Source organism: Maritimibacter alexandrii, from assembly GCF_005871115.1.
Taxonomy (GTDB): domain Bacteria; phylum Pseudomonadota; class Alphaproteobacteria; order Rhodobacterales; family Rhodobacteraceae; genus Maritimibacter; species Maritimibacter alkaliphilus.
Map to the genome: position 1 here is coordinate 273,386 of NZ_SWKQ01000011.1, position 19,116 is coordinate 292,501.

Here is a 19,116-nt window from a genome sequence, read left to right on the forward strand (position 1 = left end):
GCGAGACATGCTTTACTGGTTGGCCGAACTGTCCGACGGTGGCGACTTTTTCAACCTGTTTCGCTACATCACGTTTCGCGCGGGCGCGGCGTTCTTCACGGCGCTGATCTTCGGCTTCCTGTTCGGTCGCCCGCTTATCAACCTGTTGAAGCGGCGCCAGAAAAACGGGCAACCGATCCGCGCGGACGGGCCAGAGGGGCATGTGCTGACCAAGGCCGGGACGCCCACGATGGGCGGGGCGCTCATCCTTGGCGCGATCACGGTCTCGACGCTGCTCTGGGCGCGGCTCGACAATGGTTTCGTTCTTGTCGTGCTCGGCGTGACGCTGAGTTACGGGCTGATCGGGTTCGCCGACGACTATTCCAAGATCGCCAAGAACGACAATTATTCGGGCCTGTCGGGCAAGCTGCGCCTGACGCTCGAAGGGATCATCGCGCTGGCGGCCTCCTACGTCATCATGACGCTGCATCCGGCGGAACTGACCGGCCAGCTTGCCTTTCCGGTGTTCAAGGATCTGCTTCTGAACCTCGGCCTGTTCTTCCTGCCGGTGGCGGCCTTCGTCATGGTCGGGGCCGCGAATGCCGTGAACCTGACCGACGGTCTGGACGGGCTGGCGATCATGCCGGTGATGATCGCGGCGGGCACGCTGGGGGCCATCGCCTATGCCGTGGGCCGGGTCGACTTCACCGAGTATCTGGACGTGCACTACGTGCCCGGCACCGGGGAGTTGCTGGTCTTTGCGGCGGGGCTGATCGGCGGCGGACTGGGCTTTCTGTGGTACAACGCGCCACCTGCGGCGGTGTTCATGGGCGACACCGGATCGCTCGCGCTCGGTGGCGCGCTTGGGGCCATCGCCGTGTCGATGAAGCACGAACTGGTGCTGGGCATCGTCGGCGGTCTGTTCGTGGTCGAGGCGCTGTCGGTCATCATTCAGGTGCTCTATTTCAAGCGCACAGGGAAACGGGTGTTCCTGATGGCGCCGATCCATCACCATTTCGAAAAACGCGGCTGGGCCGAACCTCAGATCGTGATCCGGTTCTGGATCATCTCGCTGATCCTCGCGCTGGTGGGGTTGGCGACGCTGAAGCTGCGCTAGGAGACCAGACGCAGGGGCGGGGCGGTTCGCATCGCGTCCGCGTGCGGCTCGACCAATCCGGTATCGACCAGGGGCTTCAGGTTCTTCTGATGCCGCCGGATCAGTTCCTTGACGAGCGGACCCTTTTCGATGATCGGGCGCGCGGGCCGTGACAGCCCGTCTCCAAGGGGGAGAAGCGCGTCCTGCGCGGTCTGCCCCAACACATCACGCGCCTCGGCTTCGATCAGAAGTGTTTCGGCATAGGCCCCATCGGCGCGGACGATTTCGTGCGTTCCGAGGAAGAGGTGGCAATAGGTCACCTCCGGCAGGCCCTTGAGCCGGTCCACGCCCGGAAGCCCGACGAGTTTCTTGGCCGGGACGAGGATTTCGGTGCAGCCGAACATGCGACCAGCGATGCGCGAGGCCACGAACATCCGGTGATGCGGCGACACGATCAGGTCGCGCTCGGGCATTCCGGTGCCGAACGCGCCGCGTTTGAACCGCACGGGCGCATTGCGTTTGCGCCGCATGGCGTTGTCGAGCGGGAGCGTCTTGTGCCCGACCCAGAGGACGGGACGTGGGCCACGATCCAGCGTGAAGACCAGATCGCCCACCTCGATGGTTTCGACGGGGCGCGGGCCGGTGGGCGTGTCGATGGACGTGCCGGCCGCGAAGCACACCGCGACGTTGTTGTTCTGATCGAGGTCGATCTTGACGTCGTCGCCCGCCGGGTCCCAGTCGAGCCCTCGGGTCTGGACCGACGTGATGCCCGGCATATCCCCGGCACCGTCGTCGAACGCCATGAAATAACGGTCGCTGCCACCGCCCAAGGGCGTGGCCACGATGAACGCGACCTGCGAAGTGCCGTCGTCGCCGACGAGGTTTCGCGTCGCGCCACCGTCATAGGTAACGGTGACCGGGTTCGACGTGCTCGAAGGCGTAACGATCTGGATAGAATACTCGACGCCATCGATGAACAGTCGTCCGGCATCGGCGTCCTGCGTTTCGTTGATCTCCGTGATCTGGGTGGCGGAGTTGTTGTTTTCGTCGTCGGTATAGGTCGCGTTGTCGACGTAACCGATGATGTCGCCGTCTCCGCCCGGCGCCGTGGTGAAGGTCCGGTTTTCGCCGAGGCTCGACAACTCGACGAGATCGTAAAGCGGCGTATTGCTCGCACCCATTCGCCACTCCGCAGCACTGGAAACACAAAATACGGCTTTGAGTGTTGCGAAAAAGATTGGTTCCCAGACGGCTGAAATGTGGAATTTCCGGGAACATCGTTGCGAATTTTCGTGAAAACCTGCTCGGCGGTCGGGGCCACTGGTCAACCCTCACGGGCCGCGTTACCAAGATCGCGTCACGAAGGAGCGTTCCATGATCCCCGTCCACGGATACGAAGGCGAAAAGGTCGCCGTGCTGGGCCTTGGCCGATCCGGGCTCGCCACCGCGCGGGCGCTGGAAGCCGGGGGGGCGATCCCGTTGTGTTGGGACGACGGGGCCGAGGCGCGGGCGCGGGCCGAAGCGGCCGGGCTGACCCTGCACGATCTCGGCCGCCGCGAGGCGTTCGAGGGTGTCGCCGCGCTCATCACCAGCCCCGGTATCCCGCATCTCTATCCCGAGACGAACAAACACATCGCGCGGGCCTACAAGGCGGGCATCCCGGTCGATAACGACATCGGGCTGTTCTTCCGCTCGCTCGGGTCGGGCGCCTGGGACGAGATGGACCAGCCGCCGCGCGTGGTCGCTGTCACCGGATCGAACGGGAAATCCACGACCTCGGCGCTGATCCACCACATCCTGAAGGTGGCCGGGAAGCCCGCGCAGCTTGCGGGCAACATCGGGCGCGGGGTGCTCGACATCGAACCGCCGATCGACGGCGAGGTGATCGTGCTGGAGCTGTCCAGCTATCAGACCGATCTTGCACGCGCCCTGACCCCCGACGTGGCGGTGTTCACGAACCTGTCGCCGGACCATCTTGACCGTCATGGGGGACCGGGGGGCTATTTCGCCGCCAAACGCCGCCTGTTCGCCGAGGGCGGACCGGATCGCGCGGTCGTCGGCGTGGACGAGCCCGAGGGGCTGTTCCTCGCCGGTCAACTGGCGATGGGGCCGGGCGACGACCGGGTGATCCGCGTGTCGGTCGACGAGAAGCTCACCGGGCCGGGCTGGCTGGTCTATGCCCGCAAGGGGTTCCTGTCCGAGACGCGCAAGGGCAAGCAGGTCGGGTCCATCGACCTGCGCAGCATCGCGAGCCTGCCGGGCACGCATAACCATCAGAATGCCTGCTGTGCCTATGCCGTCTGCCGCACGCTGGGCCTGTCGCCCAAGGTCATCGAACAGGCGTTCCACTCCTTCGCGGGCCTGCCGCACCGTTCGCAACTGGTGGCCGAGGCAGCGGGCGTGCGCTACGTGAACGACTCCAAGGCGACCAATGTGGATGCCGCCCTGATGGCGCTTCTCGCCTTCAGGAACATTCGTTGGATCGTCGGCGGCCTTCAGAAAGAGGGCGGCCTGTCGGGGCTGGCCGAGGGGCTGCCCAACGTCGCCAAAGCCTATGTCATCGGGCGCGAGGCGGAAGCCTTCGCGCGTGACCTCGGCGCGGTCGAGGCGCAGGTCTGCACGACGATGGAGGCCGCCGTGGCCGCCGCCATGGCCGACGCGCAATCCGGCGACACCGTGCTGCTCGCCCCGGCGGCGGCGAGTTTCGATCAGTACGACAGTTTCGAAAAGCGGGGCGAGGATTTTATCGCCCGCGTGAAAGCCGCGCTTGACTGAAGAACGGCAACGAACCGGCTTCGGGATTTCGCTCAAGATCGGTGCGGTTCTGTGCTTCACGATCATGGGCGCGCTCATCAAGGGCACCGAGGGCCGCGTGCCGACCGGCGAGGTCGTGTTCTTCCGTTCGTTCTTCGCCATTCCGATCATGATCGGCTGGCTGGCCTATGTCGGCCAGTTGCACGAAGGGGTGCGCACGTCGCGGCCTTTCGGGCATATGTGGCGCGGTTTCATCGGCACGACCGCGATGGGCCTGATGTTCACCGCGCTTACGCTCCTGCCGCTGCCCGAGGTGACGGCGCTGCAATACGCGACGCCCTTGTTCATCACCATTCTGGCGGCCATCCTTCTGGGCGAGCGCATCCGGCTCTTTCGCATGTCGGCGGTTCTGATCGGCCTCGTCGGGGTGCTGGTCGTGCTCTATCCACGGCTGAGCGGGTTTGGCGCGGCGGGCGGGGCCGAATCCCTCGGCGCGCTCATCATGATCGTATCCGCCGTCGCGGCGGCGCTTGCGCAGGTGCAGGTGCGCCGTTTGGTGGCGACCGAGCGTCCGGCCACGGTCGCGCTGTATTTCTCGTTCTCATCGACCCTCTACGCGCTTCTGACGCTGCCGTTCGGCTGGGTCATTCCCGGCGGCATGGATGCCGCGCTGCTCATCCTGACCGGGCTTGTCGGCGGGGTCGGGCAGGGGATGCTGTCGTCGTCCTACCGCTATGCCCCCGCCAGCGTGATCGCCCCCTTCGACTATGCCTCGATCTTCTTCGCCACGGCCCTTGGCATGATCTTCTTCGACGAGGTGCCCACGCGCACGACGCTGCTCGGGGCCGCCATCGTGATCGCGGCGGGCATCCTCATCATCTGGCGCGAACGCAAGCTGGGCATGAACCGCGCGGCATCTCGTCGGGCCAAGCAGCCGCCATTTTGAGCGGTTCGCGCGCGCGCCGGACCTATGCAGCACAGGCTTTTGGCGCTAGAGTGACGGCAGACCCGGAAAACCGGGCACCTTGAGGCAGTATCGGGCGGTTCATCATGACCGAGATGGTTTATGGCGTCGCACCACGTCAGGCGAAGGATCCGATCCTTCCCCGCTGGTGGCGTACGATCGACAAATGGTCGGTTTCTTGCATTCTCTTGCTGTTCGCGATCGGCATTCTGCTGGGCCTCGCGGCCTCGCCGCCGCTGGCACAGCGCAACGGGCTGGACCCGTTCTATTACGTCGAACGACAGCTCATGTTCGGCTTCCTCGCCTTCATCGTGATGTTCGCGACCACCATGATGTCGCCGCAGATGGTGCGGCGGCTGGGTGTGCTCGGGTTTCTCGCGGCCTTCGCCGCCATCGTGGCGCTGCCGTTCTTCGGCACCGATTTCGGCAAGGGCGCGGTGCGCTGGTATTCGCTGGGCTTCGCCTCGTTCCAGCCGTCGGAATTCATGAAGCCGGTCTATGTCGTGGTGATCGCATGGCTCATGTCGGCCAGTCAGGAAATTCAGGGCCCGCCGGGCAAGACCATGTCGCTGGTCCTGACGCTCGTCATTGTGGGCTTTCTGGCGATGCAGCCTGACTTCGGTCAGTCCGCGCTGATCCTGTTCGGCTGGGGGGTCATGTATTTCCTCGCCGGTGCGCCCTACATCCTGATCGTCGGGGCGGCTGCCGTGGTGGTCGCCGCAGGCTTCGTGTTCTACGAAAACTCGCAGCACTTCGCGCGCCGGATCGACGGGTTCCTCAACCCCGAGGTCGATCCGACCACCCAGCTTGGCTATGCCACCAACGCGATCCGCGAAGGCGGTTTCTTCGGTGTCGGCGTGGGTGAGGGGCAGGTGAAATGGTCGCTGCCCGACGCGCATACCGATTTCATCATCGCCGTCGCCGCAGAGGAATACGGCCTCGTCCTCGTCATGCTCATCATCGCGCTCTATGCCACCGTCGTCGTGCGCTCGTTCCTGCGTCTCATCAACGAACGCGACCCCTTCATCCGGCTCGCGGGCACCGGTCTGGCGGCCATGTTCGGCGTTCAGGCGCTCATCAACATGGGTGTGGCCGTCCGCCTCTTGCCCGCAAAGGGCATGACGCTACCTTTCGTGAGCTACGGGGGCTCGTCGCTGATCGCGACGGGGATCGCCGCAGGGATGCTGATCGCATTCACGCGGACCCGCCCCCAGGGCAAGATCGAAGACTTCCTCAGGCAGAGAGGCCACGGATGACGGACAAGACACCGCTGCTGGTGATCGCAGCGGGCGGGACGGGCGGACATATGTTCCCCGCGCAGGCACTGGCCGAGACCATGCTGGCGCGCGGGTGGCGTGTGAAACTTTCAACGGATGCACGGGGCGCGCGCTACGCGGGCGGATTCCCCGATGCGGTGCAGATCGAAGAGCGTGCCTCGGCCACCTTCGCACGCGGCGGCGCCCTGGCGAAACTCGCCGTGCCGTTCCGCGTCGCAGGCGGCATTCTGCGGGCTTTGGTACGTACACTTACGGATCGGCCCGATGTGGTGGTCGGATTCGGCGGATACCCCAGTATTCCTGCACTTGCGGCGGCTACGGTTCTTCGTGTGCCGCGCATGATTCACGAGCAGAACGGGGTGATGGGCAAGGTCAACGCGATCTTCTCGAAACGCGTGAACGTGCTCGCCTGCGGAACCTGGCCGACCCGGCCGATCCCCGAGGGCGTCGAAGCCGTCCATGTCGGGAACCCGGTGCGCGGGGCGGTGCTGGAACGCGCGGGGGCGGGCTATATCCCGCCCGGCGATTACCCGATGTCTGTGCTGGTCATCGGCGGCTCGCAAGGTGCGCGCGCGCTGTCGGACAACGTGCCCGCCGCGCTCGCCGCGCTCCCCGATCATATCCGCGAACAACTCACTGTTTCGCATCAGGCGCGCGACGAGGACGAGGCGCGGGTGCGCGACTTCTACGACGCGCAGGGGATCCGCGCCGATGTGCAGCCGTTCTTTTCCGACGTTCCGCGCCGGATCGCGGAAAGCCAGCTTGTCATCAGCCGCTCCGGCGCCTCCTCGGTCGCCGACATTTCGGTCATCGGACGCCCCGCGATCCTGATCCCCTATCCGTTCGCCACCGGCGACCACCAGACCGCCAACGCGCAGGGTCTGGTCGACGCGGGCGGCGCGATCCGCATCCCGGAAAGCAAGCTGGAACCCGCCATGTTGTCGGAACAGGTGGCCAGTGTGCTGGACAATCCCGAGGCGGCCATGCAGATGGCGCGGGCCAGTCTGTCGACGGGCAAACCCGAGGCTGCCGAAAGCCTCGCGCGGTTGGTGGAACTGCTGGCTGACGGACAGGGTTCTGTCCGGAAACAGGCGGCCTGAACGCCGCCGCGCACAACGAGAAAGGGACAGGCGATGAACGCAGCGGCGACGAAACTCCCCACCGAGATGGGGGCGATCCACTTCGTCGGGATCGGCGGAATCGGCATGTCGGGCATCGCCGAAGTGCTTCTGAACCACGGCTACCGGGTGCAGGGCTCCGACCTGAAAGCCTCGCCGATCACCGAACGCCTCGCCTCGCTGGGTGCCGAGATTTTCATCGGTCAGCGTGCCGAGAACCTCGAAAACGCCGAGGTCGTCGTGATTTCCTCCGCGATCAAGCCGGGCAACCCGGAACTCGACACCGCGCGCGCCCGTGGTCTGCCTGTCGTGCGCCGGGCCGAGATGCTCGCCGAACTCATGCGGCTCAAGTCGAACATCGCGGTGGCGGGCACCCACGGCAAGACGACGACCACGACGCTGGTCGCGGAGCTGCTGGTGGCGGGCGGCATCGACCCGACCGTCATCAACGGCGGCATCATCCACGCCTACGGCTCGAACGCCCGGATGGGGCAGGGCGAATGGATGGTGGTCGAGGCGGACGAAAGCGACGGCACCTTCAACCGCCTGCCCGCGACCATCGCCATCGTCACGAACATCGACCCCGAACATATGGATCACTGGGGCACCGAAGAGGCGCTGCACAAGGGGTTTTACGACTTCGTGTCGAACATCCCGTTCTACGGTCTCGCCGTGTGCTGCACCGACGACGCCGACGTGCAGACGCTGGTGGGCAAGATCACCGACCGGCGCGTCGTGACCTTCGGCTTCAACGCGCAGGCGGACGTGCGGGCGGTCAACCTGACCTATGACGCCGGGATCGCGCATTTCGACATCGTGCTGCCCGACGGGCGGATCGACGGTTGCACCCTGCCGATGCCGGGCGATCACAACGTGTCCAATGCGCTCGCCGCCGTCGCGGTGTCGCGTCACCTCGGCATGAAATTCGCCGAAATCCGCGAGGCGCTTGCCAAGTTCGGGGGCGTCAACCGCCGCTTTACACGCGTCGGCATGTGGAACGACGTGCCGATCATCGACGACTACGGCCACCACCCGGTCGAAATCGCCGCCGTTCTGAAAGCCGCGCGCCAAGCCGTGAAGGGCCGGGTGATCGCCGTGCACCAGCCGCACCGATATTCGCGCCTGCACAGCCTGTTCGACGACTTCTGCACCTGTTTCAACGAGGCCGACGTGGTCGGCATTTCCGAAGTCTATGCGGCGGGCGAAGATCCGATCCCCGGCGCGACCCGTGACGATCTGGTCCGGGGCCTCACCGCCCACGGCCACCGCCATGCCTATGCGGTCGACACCGAAGAAGACCTCGCCGCCCTCGTGCGAGCCGAGGCCGAGCCGGGCGATATCGTCGTCTGCTTGGGGGCCGGGACGATCAGCACATGGGCACGGGGGCTGGAGGCCAAGCTTACGAAGGTTCCCGCCTAGCCCCTGTGCGGCGGCGCGGCCCCGGTCCGCCCCCCGCAATGACAGCATACGACCCCCACAATCTTCGGAGTTTCGCATGACCCGTATCGACCCAGCCCCCACCGTCACGCTCGCCAACGGTGTCGAGATGCCGCAACTGGGCCTCGGCACGTGGCCGATGACCGATGACGAAGCCGCGAAAGCCGTCGCGACGGCCATCGAGACGGGTTACCGCCTGATCGACACGGCCGAGAATTACAAGAACGAAACCGGCGTCGGGCAGGGCATCCGCGATGCGGGCGTCGCGCGCGACGAGGTCTTCCTCACCACCAAGATGAACAAGCAATGGCACAGCGTCGACGGGGCGCGGCGGGCCTGCGAGGCGAGCCTCGAACGGCTCGGTCTGGACTACATCGACCTGTTCCTGATCCACTGGCCGAACCCGGACCAAGGCACATATGTCGAGGCTTTCGAGGGGCTGACAAGGCTTCTCGAAGCGGGCCTCGTGCGTGCCATCGGCACCTCGAACTTCCTGCCGCATCACCTGAACGACCTGTTCGCGGCGGGCTTCGTGCCGCATGTGAACCAGATCCAGCTCGACCCCTATCACCTGCGTCCCGACATCACGGCGATCCATGCCGAAAAGGGAATCGTGACCGAAAGCTGGTCGCCCATCGGTCGCGCGGGCGAGATGCTCGCGGACCCCGCGATCACCCGGATCGCCGAGGCGCATGGCAAGACACCGGCCCAGATCGTGCTGCGCTGGCAGGTCCAATCGGGTTTCGTTCCGGCCCCGAAGTCGGCGGACCCTGAGCGGCAGGCCCAGAACCTCGACGTTTTCGGCTTCGCCCTGACCGACTCGGACATGGCGGCTTTGAACGGGCTCGACCGCCCCGACCCGGACATGCTGGACGCCAACAGCTTCGGGCATTGACCGCCAGACCTTGACCCGGCTTTGCGAAAAGCGGACCCTGCGCGCCACATCAGGGAGGATGCCATGACGATCGAGGCCAAGCCCCGCGTGCGGGAACTGTCGCGCTACGATTTTCCCGACCTGCACGAGCTTCTGACGCATTACAGCGGCGGCAAACCCGTGCCGGACGGGGCCGAGGGCGAGGCGATCCTTTATGAAATCCTCGCCATGCCGGGGACCTCGCTGTTCGGTGCGGAATGCGAAGGGCGGATCGTATCGACCGCGATGCTGTCGATCCTGCCGAATCTGACCTTCGGCGGCCGTCCCCTTGCGCGGATCGAGAACGTGGTGACGCTTCCCGATTTCCGCGCCCGTGGTTTCGCCGCCGCCGTCATGCAAAAGGCCATCGACAAGGCCAAGTCCAAGAACTGCGCGGATATATCGCTGCTTTCGCCCAAGTCCCTGAATGCCGAAGGTTTTTATCGCAAGCTGGGCTTCAAGGACGACACAATCGGCCTGCATCTGTCCATCGGCTGACTTGCCCCCGAAAGACGCTGGCGGCATCGTCGTCTGGCGATGACGGACACGACGGACACTCTTCCCAAACGATTGGGCACCGGTCTTCTGACGGCCTACGGGGTCGGCATCATGGTCGGCGCCGGCATCTACGTGCTGGTCGGCCATGCGGCGGGCGAGGCCGGGGTCTGGGCGCCGCTCGCGTTTCTGCTGGCCGGGATCGTCGCCGTGCCTTCGGCGCTGTCCTTCGCCGAGCTGTCGTCGCGCATTCCCGAAGCCGCGGGCGACAGCGCCTATGTCGAGCATGGTCTGCGCGCTCATTGGCTCGCCGTGCTGGTCGGCCTCATCAACATCGCCGCCGGGATCATCGGCGGCGCGGCGGTCCTGCGCGGCGGGGTCGGATACCTCACCGCGCTCGTGCCGGTCGATCCGCTCATGGCCATCGTCGCGCTCGGCGGGCTGCTCACGCTGATCGCCGTGCTCGGCGTGGTCGAAAGCCTGTCCTTCGCCGCGATCCTGACGACGGTCGAGGTTGGGGGCCTCGCATTGGTCGTCTGGGCCGGGTTCACAGCGGCCCCGACATCGGACTGGGCCGCGCCGACGGCGATCCATCTGCCGGGGGTCATGGCTGCGTCGATCTTCGCGTTTTTCGCCTTTCTCGGCTTCGACGACCTCGTGAATATGGCCGAAGAGGCGCGTGAGCCTGCGCGCCAGATGCCGCGCGCGATCCTGTGGTCGCTCGCGATCACTTCGGTGCTCTACGCGCTCGTCACGCTCGCCGCCGTCCGCGCCGTCCCGCTCGAGGCCCTTTCGGGGTCCGAGCGCCCCCTTGCACTGGTCTGGACCGCCGCAACCGGGCAGCACGCCGCCTTTTTGTCCTCCATCGCGGTCGCTGCGGCGCTGAACGGTGTGCTGGCCCAAGTGGTCATGGCGTCGCGCGTGTTCTTCGGTCTCGGGCGACGCTCGCGTGGCCTCGCGATCTTTCACCGGGCCAATCCTCGGTTCGGCACCCCGGTTCTTGCCACCATCGTCACGGGCGCGGCCACCATCGCGGCGGCGGCCATGCTGCCGGTCGCGCTTCTTGCCGAATACACGACCCTCGCGCTGCTCGTCGTCTTCACCATCGTGAACGCCGCCCTGATCGGGGTGAAGCGGCAGAAAACCCCGTCACCGTTCTCGGTGCCGGTGATCGTGCCGTGGCTTGGCATCCTCGGCGCGCTCGCGCTTTTCGTGGCCAACGTGCAGGCGTTTCTGCCCTGAGCGGGGGCCGAAACATTGGCCCGCTCTCGCCCCAGTTTTGCCCGGTTCCGCGAACAGACTGCCCGGATCGCATGAATTCGACTGGAGCCCTGCCATGACCGTTTCCCTGATCGCCGGATGCCTCTGGGTGCTCGCCGCCTCGCTGATCGCGTTCCTGCCGATCCGGCAGCAGATCATCCCCGGTACGATCCTCGGCCTGTCCGCCTTCGCGCTTCTGGGCTGGATCGGCTACCAGAACGGCTGGATCTGGACGGCGGTGGGGATCTTGGCTTTCGTCTCGCTGTTTCGCAACGGGTTCAAGGCGATCCCGGCCATGATGCGCGGCGAAAAGCTGGAAATCCCCGACCACATCTGACCGGGGCGAGACCCGCCCCATTCGTCGTGTCAGAAGCCTCGGGAGTGGGGGGATCGTCATTTTCGCGCCATTGATCCGAGCGGCTATGGCGCTGCCCCCACACGGGGCGGATTGCGCCAAAGCGCAATGCGAAACCTTGCCCCGGCCTGATCCCCGCGCTACCCGGTGGCCATGACACGCACGCTTCCCGAAACCCGCGGCACCCTGACCGAAAACCGCGACCTCGCCTCGCTCACATGGATGCGCGTGGGCGGACCTGCGGATTGGCTGTTCCAGCCAGCGGACGAAGACGACCTCGCCGCCTTTCTGCGCGATCTCGACCCGTCCGTTCCGGTGTTTCCCATGGGCGTCGGCTCGAACCTGATCGTCCGCGATGGCGGGATTCGCGGCGTGGTGGTGCGCCTTGGCCGCGGTTTCAACGGGATCGACATCCAGGGCACCACGGTGATCGCAGGCGCCGCCGCGCTCGACGCGCATGTGGCGCGCAAGTCGGCCGAGGCGGGCGTCGACCTGACCTTCCTGCGCACGATCCCCGGCACGATCGGCGGTGCGGTGCGCATGAACGCGGGATGTTACGGCAGCTATACGGCGGACGTGTTCCAGTCGGCGCGCGCCGTCACCCGGTCTGGCGAGGTCGTGACGCTCACGTCCGAGGATCTGAACTTCCGCTACCGCCAGAGCGACGTGCCCGAGGGCATGATCCTGACCTCGGCCACGCTTCGCGGCGGCGAGTGCGCGCCGGACGAGCTTGCCGCGCGGATGGAGGCGCAGCTTGCCAAACGCGACGAAACCCAGCCGACCAAGGACCGCACCGCAGGCTCCACATTCCGCAATCCGGCGGGCTTTTCCTCGACGGGCCGCGAAGACGACACGCACGAGTTGAAGGCGTGGAAGGTGATCGACGACGCCGGGATGCGCGGGGCCGTGATCGGCGGTGCGCAAATGAACATGAAACACTCGAATTTCCTGACCAACACCGGCGGGGCCACCGCGCAGGACCTTGAATCTTTGGGAGAAGAGGTTCGGAAAAAGGTTTACGTAACCAGCGGCCTGACGCTAGAGTGGGAAATCATGCGGGTCGGAGAACCCGCTTCTAAATAAAAGCAGATCAGAACGGTCGCAAAAGACCGTCACGAGAGGCAGACCTTGGGCAGTGCGAGCAGGCAAAGCCCCAAAGTCGTGGTATTGAAGGGTGGTCCTTCCGCAGAGCGGGAGGTGTCGCTCAGTTCAGGGCGTGAATGTGCCGCCGCGCTGCGGGGTGAAGGATACGAGGTGGTCGAGCTGGATGCCGGCCCCGACCTTTGCGCGCGCCTGTCCGAGATCGCCCCCGACGTCGCTTTCAACGCCCTGCATGGCCAGTTCGGCGAAGATGGCCGCGTTCAGGGCCTGCTCGAATGGCTCCGGATTCCCTACACCCATTCCGGCGTCCTGTCCTCGGCGCTCGCGATGGACAAGGAACGCTCGAAAGAGGTGTTCAGCCAGGCCGGGCTGCCCATCGCCGAAAGCCGTCTGGCCAGCAAGGACGAGATCGAGGGGCGTCACGTGATGGAGCCGCCCTACGTGGTGAAGCCCTATAACGAAGGGTCGTCCGTGGGGGTCTATATCGTGGCCGAGGGGGCGAACACGCCGCCGAAACTGGCCGTCGACATGCCCGACACGCTGATGGTGGAAAAATACGTGCCCGGTCGCGAACTGACCGTCACCGTCATGGGCGACCGCGCGCTGGCCGTGACCGAGATCGTGACCGACGGCTGGTATGACTACGACGCCAAATACAAGCCCGGCGGGTCGCGCCATGAGGTGCCGGCCAAGTTGCCCGACCAGATCACGGCGGCCTGTCTGGACTATGCCGTGCGCGCCCATGACGCGCTGGGATGTCGTGGCGTGTCGCGGTCCGATTTCCGTTGGGATGAGGACAAGGGGCTCGACGGTCTGATCCTGCTCGAACAGAACACCCAGCCGGGGATGACGCCCACGTCGCTGACGCCCGAACAGGCGGCGACCGTGGGGATCACCTTCGGCGCGCTCGTGCGCTGGATGGTGGAGGACGCCTCATGCAATCGCTGATCGCGAACCGGGGCGCCCCGCACACGCAATCGATGAAACGTGATCCGGCGCCGTCGCGCTGGGCCTATCGCATTCATCGCATCTGGCTGACCCCGGTCTACCGCGCGATGCTGCGGGTCGGTCTGCCGAGCTTCATCCTGCTGTTCGCGGCGGGCTGGTACATCTCGAACCCCACCAACCGCTTCGCCATCGTCGAGACCGTCAGCGAAATCCGTCGTTCGGTCGAAACGCGCCCCGAGTTCGCGGTGAAGCTCATGGCGGTCGAGGGGGCCTCGCCCGTGCTCGACCACGCGATCCGCGACATCGTGGCGGTCGAGTTCCCGGTGTCCTCTTTCGACCTCGATCTCGAAGCCCTTCAGGCCCAGATCTCCGCTTTCGACGTGGTGCAGGACGTGGCCCTGCGCATTCGTCCCGGCGGGGTGCTCGAGGTGGCCGTGACCGAGCGGACGCCGGTCATCATATGGCGCCATGCGAGCGGGATCGACATGCTGGACGCCACCGGCCACCGCGTCGCCTCGCTCAAGGATCGCGGGTCGCGCCCCGATCTGCCGCTTATCGTCGGTCCCGGCGCGGGCGCGGCGGTCGCCGAGGCGCGGGGCATCCTTGAGGCGGCAGGCCCTATCGCGCCCCGCCTGCGCGGCCTCGTCCGGGTGGGCGAACGGCGCTGGGACCTCGTGCTCGAACCCGATCAGCGCATCATGCTGCCGGAAATCGCCCCCATCGCCGCGCTGGAACAGGTGCTCGCGCTCGACGAAGCGCAGGACGTTCTGGCGCGTGACCTGACCCATATCGACATGCGCAACCCCGCGCGTCCGACGCTTCGCATGACCCAGCCAGCGGTCGAGGAGCTTCGGCGCATCCGGAGCCTCGACAACGGAGAACGATAAATGACGGAGCTCTACGAACAGCAGCGTGCCATGCGCGCCATGCGAAAGACCGCGATGCAGCGCGGCGTGATCGCGATCCTCGACATCGGGACGTCAAAGATCGGGTGTCTTGTGCTCAGGTTCGACGGCAACGACAGGGTCGCGGCGAACGACGGGGTCGGATCGCTGGCCGGACAGTCGGGCTTCCGCGTGATCGGCGCCGCCACGACCCGCTCGCGCGGGGTCCGCTTCGGCGAGATCGACGCGATGCAGGAAACCGAACGCGCGATCCGCACCGCCATTCAGGCCGCGCAGAAGATGGCCAACATGCGGGTCGACCACGTGATCGTCACCTTCTCGGGCGCCAATCCCCGCAGCTACGGCGTGGCGGGCGAGGTGGACGTGGCGGGCACCGCCGTCACCGAGGACGATATCGCCCGCGTCATGGCCTCCTGCGATGTGCCGGATTTCGGCGAGGGGCGGGAAGTGATCCATGCCCAGCCGGTGAACTTCGCGCTCGACCACCGCTCGGGCCTCTCCGACCCGCGCGAACAGGTCGGCAAGACGCTCGCCGTCGACATGCACCTGCTGACCATCGATGCGGCCACCGTGCGCAACGTGGCCTATTGCATCAAACGCTGCGATCTGGAGCTCGCCGGGCTGGCCTCGTCCAGCTACACCGCCGGCCTCGCTTCGCTGGTCGAGGACGAGCAGGAGCTTGGGGCGGCCTGCATCGATATGGGCGGCGGGTCGACCGGGGTGTCGATCTTCATGAAGAAACACATGATCTACGCCGACAGCGTGCGGCTGGGCGGCGATCACGTGACCTCGGACATCTCCAAGGGGCTTCAGATCCCGATGGCCACCGCCGAGCGGATCAAGACCTTTTACGGCGGCGTCTTCGCGACCGGCATGGACGACCGCGAGATGATCGAGATCGGCGGCGACACCGGCGATTGGGAACATGACCGGCGCACCGTGAGCCGGTCCGAACTCATCGGCATCATGAAACCGCGGGTCGAGGAAATTCTCGAAGAGGTGCGTGCGCGTCTGGATGCCGCCGGGTTCGATCATCTGCCCAGCCAGCAGATCGTGCTGACGGGCGGGGCGAGCCAGATCCCCGGCCTCGACACCCTCGCACCGCGTATCCTGGGCCAGCAGGTGCGCATCGGGCGCCCGCTCAGGGTGCAGGGGTTGCCGCAGGCCGCGACCGGCGCGGCCTTCGCCAGCGCCGTGGGCCTGTGCCTGTTCGCGGCCTCGCCGCAGGACGAATGGTGGGATTTCGACATTCCCGCCGAAAGCTATCCGGCCCGCTCGCTCCGCTGGGCGGTCAAATGGTTCAAGGACAACTGGTGAGGAGGCCGGACCCCCACGCAAGCCCCTGAGGGTCAGGCGAGTTACCGCCGCCTTCCACGGAATCCCCTTGATTGCCGCGCCCACCAATGGTGCAGTCGCACGAGCGGTGGGGCGTGGACCGGGGGTGAGTCCGTCGACAAGACACCAGATATGCCCCGAGACGCGAAATCTCGCCGCTAAAGCCCGGTAATCCACCGGATTTAGGGGCTTTTTTGTGTTTTTTGCGTGACCTGTGTCATGGATACGGTTAAGCTGATGGGAAATAGGCAGATAACCGGCACAGATCGGAAAGAGCCCGGCCAAAACCGGGACTGAACTGGACAGGCCAACGGATAAGACAGGTCTCAGGACGACAAGTCGAAAAGGACAGGCGGAAAGATCATGACATTGAACCTCACCATGCCGGGTCAGGACGACCTCAAGCCCCGCATCACCGTATTTGGCGTCGGTGGCGCTGGCGGCAATGCGGTCAACAACATGATCGACAAGGCGCTGGAAGGGGTCGAATTCGTCGTGGCGAATACCGACGCGCAGGCGCTGGCACAGTCGAAATCGCAGGCCCGCATCCAGATGGGTGTGAAGGTCACCGAGGGTCTTGGCGCAGGCGCGCGGGCCACGGTCGGCGCAGCGGCGGCGGAAGAGTCGATCGAACAGATCGTCGATCACCTCGCAGGCGCGCATATGTGCTTCATCACCGCCGGGATGGGCGGCGGCACCGGCACCGGGGCGGCCCCGATCATCGCGCAGGCCGCGCGTGAGCTTGGCGTTCTGACCGTCGGCGTCGTGACCAAACCGTTCCAGTTCGAAGGCGCCAAGCGGATGCGCCAGGCCGAGGACGGCGTGGATGCGCTGCAAAAGATGGTCGACACGCTCATCATCATCCCGAACCAGAACCTGTTCCGCCTCGCCAACGAAAAGACCACGTTCACCGAAGCCTTCTCGATGGCCGACGACGTGCTTTATCAAGGCGTCAAGGGCGTGACCGACCTCATGGTGCGTCCGGGTCTCATCAACCTCGACTTCGCCGACGTGCGCGCGGTGATGGACGAGATGGGCAAGGCCATGATGGGCACCGGCGAAGCCGAGGGCGACGATCGCGCCATTCAGGCCGCCGAAAAGGCTATAGCGAACCCGCTGCTCGACGAGATCAGCCTCAAGGGTGCCCGGGGCGTTCTCATCAACATCACCGGCGGCTACGATCTGACGCTCTTCGAACTCGACGAAGCGGCGAACCGCATTCGCGAAGAGGTGGACCCGGACGCCAACATCATCGTCGGCTCCACGCTGGACACGGACATGGAAGGCCAGATGCGCGTTTCCGTGGTCGCCACCGGCATCGACGCCACCGAATCCCACGCCGACATTCCGCTGCCGCGCCGCTCGCTGGCCGAGCCGCTGCATTCCCCGGCCGAGGTCGAGCATTCCTTCGGGCACGACGCGCCCAGCTTCCAGCACGGCCAGCCGGAAACCGCCGCCGATCAGGGGTATGAGCAGGACTACTCCAGCGAATATTCGACCGACGGCAACGAACCGCAGGCGTCGTTCTTCGATGAAGAGATCGACCCGACCGCCGCAGCCGCGGAAGAGCAGGTCGAGAACATCTTCCCGGCCGAAGAGGCTGGCGACGATGTGCCGGCCCCCGTGTTCCAATCCTCGCAGCGCGCCGAACCGGCTCCGCAGCCCGCGCCGCAGCCGCGCCCGCAGGCCCGTCCGCAGGAAGGCGTGTCGCAGTTCGTGGCCCCCAAGTCGCCGCAGCCGGGCCAGCCTTCGGCCGATACGCTCGCACGGCTCGAAGCGGCCGTGACCCGCTCGCGCAGCGGCGAAGGCCGGGCCGCACCGCAGCCGCCGCAGGGTGGTGGGGGCGATCGCCCGCGCTTCGGGATCAACTCGCTCATCAACCGGATGACCGGGGGCGCCGAGCAAGCCTCGCAACAGGAACCGCGCCATGAGCCGCAGGCCCGCCCGGCGCGTGAGCCCGAGCAGCAGGCCGACCCGGATCAGGAACGGGTGGAAATCCCCGCCTTCCTGCGCCGTCAGGCCAACTGAGCATCAGGATACCTCGCAAAGGGGCCGGCCTTCGGGTCGGCCTTTTTCTTTTCATGGCTTAAGGTTGAGGGCGCAGCTTCACGCAACACCTGAACCCGGATACAATATCTGGAGACCCTGTGGATAACTTTGACCACATCGGGTGTTTTTCGCCGCCAAACCATTTTGCCCGGAAAATTTATGTGCTAGGAAAAGTCCCAACGCGAGACCGGGATCTGCAATCCGGTGAATCAGTTGCGATGGGGTAGGCGGGGGATATGCACGAACAGCGACAGGGCAGGACGGTGGCACGGCTCATCAAGGGCGCGACCACACTGGCGCTGGTTGTCACGCTGGCCGGTTGTTCGGGCACGGGCCTGGGCACGGCGTTCAGCAACCTCTTCGGGGACGACCGCGAAACGAAACCGATCGAGGATTACACGGCCGAGCAGATCTATGCCCGCGCCGAATACGATCTCGAAAACAACGATTACGACGAAGCCGCCAAGTGGTTCGGCGAAGTCGAGCGGGTTTACCCTTACACCCAGCTCGCCAAGCGCGCCCTCATCATGCAGGCCTTCGCGCACCATAAGGATGGCGAATACGAACTGGCCCGCGCCGCCGCGCAGCGGTTCGTCGACTTCTATCCGGGGGATGAGGACGCAGGGTATGCGACCTATCTTCTCGCCCTCAGCTACTACGACCAGATCGAAGACGTGGGTCGCGATCAGGGCCTGACCTATCAGGCGCTGCAAGCCCTGCGCGACGTGATCGAGCTGTATCCGGACACGGAATACGCGCGCTCTGCGATCCTCAAGTTCGACCTTGCCTATGACCACCTCGCCGCGAAAGAGATGGAAATCGGCCGCTACTACCTCAAGCGCAAGCATTACGCCGCTGCCGTGAACCGGTTCCGCGTGGTGGTGGAGCAGTTCCAGACCACGACCCAGACGCCTGAGGCGCTGCACCGACTGGTGGAAAGCTACGTTTCGCTCGGCCTGTCGGACGAGGCGGAAACGGCGGGCGCGATCCTCGGCTACAACTACCAGTCGACCGAATGGTATCAGGACAGCTACAACCTGCTGACCAAGAACGGGCTGAAACCGCAGTCCAAGGGCAACAACTGGCTCTCCGCGATCTACCGCCAGATGGTCAGGGGTGAGTGGCTCTAG

17 protein-coding genes are annotated in these 19,116 nt (G+C 65.6%); 16 read left to right on the plus strand and 1 reads right to left on the minus strand.

What is annotated here, in order from left to right:
• Positions 1–7: 7 nt before the first annotated feature.
• Complete coding sequence (gene mraY / locus FCT00_RS09385) at positions 8–1,096, plus strand: phospho-N-acetylmuramoyl-pentapeptide-transferase (RefSeq protein WP_138422790.1); 1,089 nt, start codon at positions 8–10, stop codon at positions 1,094–1,096.
• Here the strand turns inward: mraY and FCT00_RS09390 are convergent.
• Entirely contained in the window at positions 1,093–2,256 is a 1,164-nt protein-coding gene (locus FCT00_RS09390) for a Hint domain-containing protein (RefSeq protein WP_138422791.1), read from the minus strand. The genes mraY and FCT00_RS09390 overlap by 4 nt on opposite strands.
• A 193-nt stretch (positions 2,257–2,449) precedes the next feature.
• On the opposite strand from FCT00_RS09390, the gene murD reads away from it, so the two are divergent.
• The 15 genes from murD (at position 2,450) to FCT00_RS09465 (ending at position 19,116) form a co-directional block, all read left to right on the plus strand.
• Complete coding sequence (gene murD, locus FCT00_RS09395) at positions 2,450–3,850, plus strand: UDP-N-acetylmuramoyl-L-alanine--D-glutamate ligase (protein ID WP_138422792.1); 1,401 nt, start codon at positions 2,450–2,452, stop codon at positions 3,848–3,850.
• The gene (locus FCT00_RS09400; protein WP_138422793.1) at positions 3,843–4,775 is read left to right on the plus strand and encodes a DMT family transporter; all 933 of its coding nucleotides are present in this window, start codon (positions 3,843–3,845) and stop codon (positions 4,773–4,775) included. Before murD ends, FCT00_RS09400 begins: the two co-directional genes overlap by 8 nt.
• Positions 4,776–4,879: 104 nt before the next feature.
• Positions 4,880–6,049, plus strand: coding sequence for a putative lipid II flippase FtsW (gene ftsW, locus FCT00_RS09405; RefSeq protein ID WP_008327741.1), 1,170 nt, complete (start codon positions 4,880–4,882; stop codon positions 6,047–6,049).
• Positions 6,046–7,170, plus strand: a complete 1,125-nt coding sequence (locus FCT00_RS09410) for a UDP-N-acetylglucosamine--N-acetylmuramyl-(pentapeptide) pyrophosphoryl-undecaprenol N-acetylglucosamine transferase (protein ID WP_138422794.1) — start codon at positions 6,046–6,048, stop codon at positions 7,168–7,170. The genes ftsW and FCT00_RS09410 overlap by 4 nt, the downstream gene beginning before the upstream one ends.
• 33 nt (positions 7,171–7,203) lie before the next feature.
• Positions 7,204–8,607, plus strand: coding sequence for a UDP-N-acetylmuramate--L-alanine ligase (murC, locus tag FCT00_RS09415; RefSeq protein WP_008327744.1), 1,404 nt, complete (start codon positions 7,204–7,206; stop codon positions 8,605–8,607).
• A gap of 76 nt (positions 8,608–8,683) precedes the next feature.
• Complete coding sequence (locus FCT00_RS09420; RefSeq protein WP_138422795.1) at positions 8,684–9,520, plus strand: aldo/keto reductase; 837 nt, start codon at positions 8,684–8,686, stop codon at positions 9,518–9,520.
• A 63-nt stretch (positions 9,521–9,583) separates the two neighbouring features.
• A complete protein-coding gene (locus FCT00_RS09425; protein WP_138422796.1) occupies positions 9,584–10,036 on the plus strand; it encodes a GNAT family N-acetyltransferase in 453 nt (150 codons plus the stop codon).
• Between the two features lie 39 nt (positions 10,037–10,075).
• Positions 10,076–11,275, plus strand: a complete 1,200-nt coding sequence (locus FCT00_RS09430) for an APC family permease (RefSeq protein ID WP_138422797.1) — start codon at positions 10,076–10,078, stop codon at positions 11,273–11,275.
• A 94-nt stretch (positions 11,276–11,369) separates the two neighbouring features.
• Entirely contained in the window at positions 11,370–11,630 is a 261-nt protein-coding gene (locus FCT00_RS09435) for a DUF2484 family protein (protein WP_138422798.1), read from the plus strand.
• 171 nt (positions 11,631–11,801) lie between these two features.
• Positions 11,802–12,731 carry a UDP-N-acetylmuramate dehydrogenase gene (gene murB, locus FCT00_RS09440; protein ID WP_138422799.1) on the plus strand — a complete coding sequence of 310 codons (930 nt, stop codon included), beginning with the start codon at positions 11,802–11,804 and terminating at the stop codon, positions 12,729–12,731.
• Positions 12,732–12,776: 45 nt separating this feature from the next.
• Entirely contained in the window at positions 12,777–13,697 is a 921-nt protein-coding gene (locus tag FCT00_RS09445; protein WP_138422800.1) for a D-alanine--D-alanine ligase, read from the plus strand.
• Positions 13,685–14,584 carry a cell division protein FtsQ/DivIB gene (locus FCT00_RS09450; RefSeq protein ID WP_138422801.1) on the plus strand — a complete coding sequence of 300 codons (900 nt, stop codon included), beginning with the start codon at positions 13,685–13,687 and terminating at the stop codon, positions 14,582–14,584. Before FCT00_RS09445 ends, FCT00_RS09450 begins: the two co-directional genes overlap by 13 nt.
• Positions 14,585–15,919, plus strand: a complete 1,335-nt coding sequence (gene ftsA, locus FCT00_RS09455; protein WP_008327760.1) for a cell division protein FtsA — start codon at positions 14,585–14,587, stop codon at positions 15,917–15,919.
• 381 nt (positions 15,920–16,300) lie between these two features.
• Positions 16,301–17,965 carry a cell division protein FtsZ gene (gene ftsZ, locus FCT00_RS09460; RefSeq protein WP_008327766.1) on the plus strand — a complete coding sequence of 555 codons (1,665 nt, stop codon included), beginning with the start codon at positions 16,301–16,303 and terminating at the stop codon, positions 17,963–17,965.
• A gap of 257 nt (positions 17,966–18,222) precedes the next feature.
• The gene (locus tag FCT00_RS09465) at positions 18,223–19,116 is read left to right on the plus strand and encodes an outer membrane protein assembly factor BamD (protein ID WP_138422802.1); all 894 of its coding nucleotides are present in this window, start codon (positions 18,223–18,225) and stop codon (positions 19,114–19,116) included.